This window comes from Bartonella queenslandensis AUST/NH15, assembly GCF_000312585.1.
Taxonomy (GTDB): domain Bacteria; phylum Pseudomonadota; class Alphaproteobacteria; order Rhizobiales; family Rhizobiaceae; genus Bartonella; species Bartonella queenslandensis_A.
This window is the reverse complement of record NZ_HE998003.1, coordinates 129,660-131,466: the sequence shown is the minus strand read 5'-3', so window position 1 is coordinate 131,466 and position 1,807 is coordinate 129,660. Positions and strand designations below refer to the sequence as shown.

The 1,807-nt window shown below is 34.5% G+C and carries 4 protein-coding genes; all 4 read right to left on the bottom strand.

The features are described 5' to 3' along the window. On the bottom strand, positions 1 to 123 hold a 123-nt coding region (locus BN338_RS11140), incomplete at its 3' end, for a hypothetical protein (protein ID WP_156809262.1). A 77-nt stretch (positions 124 to 200) separates the two neighbouring features. Beyond that, complete coding sequence (gene tatC / locus BN338_RS05725; protein ID WP_039759917.1) at positions 201 to 983, bottom strand: twin-arginine translocase subunit TatC; 783 nt, start codon at positions 981 to 983, stop codon at positions 201 to 203. Next, positions 980 to 1,420 carry a twin-arginine translocase TatA/TatE family subunit gene (locus BN338_RS05720; RefSeq protein WP_039759915.1) on the bottom strand — a complete coding sequence of 147 codons (441 nt, stop codon included), beginning with the start codon at positions 1,418 to 1,420 and terminating at the stop codon, positions 980 to 982. The genes tatC and BN338_RS05720 overlap by 4 nt, the downstream gene beginning before the upstream one ends. A 56-nt stretch (positions 1,421 to 1,476) precedes the next feature. Then, a complete protein-coding gene (gene tatA, locus BN338_RS05715) occupies positions 1,477 to 1,788 on the bottom strand; it encodes a twin-arginine translocase TatA/TatE family subunit (protein ID WP_039759912.1) in 312 nt (103 codons plus the stop codon). Positions 1,789 to 1,807: the final 19 nt, after the last annotated feature.

Sequence of the window (1,807 nt, the reverse complement as noted above, 5' to 3'; positions counted from 1 at the left end):
AACATGTGACCGGCGTGCAAAATCAAGTTGTATTAACTTTTCAGCTTGTGGCTCAAGGCCTCTACTTACGAGCGCTTTATCTAATTTTTCAGGATTTTCACGAATCCACTTAATATCAAGCATCAAAATTCCTCATTTATATTATTTTTATTCTATATTATTTTTACTCATTTCTCATCGCGTATGATTATACACTTTTCTTAAGCGGATTTTCTTCTCTTTTCTATACCGTAAGCAATTAAAATTGAAATCTCATAAAGTGCTATCGTTGGTAAAGCTACGGCAAACATCGTAAAAAAATCTGACGGCGTTATCATTGCCGCAATGATAAAAGAAAGTAGAATAGCCCATTTTCGCTTAGACACCAAATCATGAGACATTAAAAATCCAACTTTTATTAAAAGACTGATGACAAGAGGCAATTGGAAAATCAAACCAAAAATTACGATAAACGACGTCATAAAGCCCAAATAATCAGAAATACGCACTATAAACTCTATTTTTAAATGGACATCTGGAAGAAATTGTTGAGAAAGACTAAACCATAGTATTATGGGCGCCAATAGAGCATAAACAAACGCTCCTCCAATACAAAATAAAATAGGACCACCAATGAGAAATGGCAAAAAAGCCATGCGCTCATTTTTATAAAGCCCTGGTGCAATAAAACTATAAAACTGAAAAGCCATATAGGGAAAAGATAAAATAATTCCCCCAAAGGCAGAAAGCTTCATCTTCGTTAAAAAAGTTTCCCATACTTGCGTTGATTGCAAACGAATACTCTCAGGATACCCCCCTGCTATTTTCATTGCCCACTGATACGGCCATAGTAAAAAATTTAAGATATAATCTTTAACAAGAAAACACATCATAAAAGCGATCATAAATGCAACCAAAGCAGAAATAATTCGCTGACGAAGTTCAATTAAATGTTCTAAAAGTGGTGTCCTATTGGCATCTACTTCATCTTTTTTTACATTCATGACACATCTTCTTTTTCTTTATCTTTAGGAGAAACAGAAATGTTTTCAGCATGATGAGAAGCTATAGAGACTGTCCTATCTTTCTTGATTACCTTTTGATCACATTCTAAAATTTCTCTATCCTTTTTTGATTTATGGGGTGTTGCCTTAACATCCCAATTATCGCGGATATCCTCTAATGTATTTTGAGTAGAATCAAAAGTTTCTGCCAATGTCTTGCTTGAATCGTTAATATCCGAACATATTTTTTGCAAATCATCGTGCTCGATTTGTTTTATTACATCATCAAACTGGTGACGAAGTTCATCTGCTGTTGAAGATATATACGCTCTTACCTTTGCTATTGTTTTGAGTACTTTAGGTAAATCTTTCGGTCCAATGACAATGATGAGAACAAGTAAGATCACGACAAGTTCTGGTCCATCAATCCCAAACATCGCTTATACCCGACTTCCTCATAAAAAAATAATGTACAATGATGATAACGTTTTTGTTATTTGACACGCTGTTTTTTAGCAACAGATGCCTTGCCTCCTTTAGAGTCAGAAGAAGCTTTTCTGCGTATTGCTGCACGTTTTACTGGTAATGGCTGAGATTGTTGAAATTCTCCATCAATTATTTGGGAAGTATCAACCATTTCAACTTTATCCTCAACGCTCTCCTCTTCTTCCTTCATATTCCTTTTGAAGGCTTTAATTCCCTTAGCAACATCGCCCATTAATTCAGAAATTTTACCGCGCCCGAAAAGTACAAAAATAAGCAATAAAATTACAATTAAATGCGTTGGTGAAAAAATATTACCCATTACTCTCTCTAACTTTATG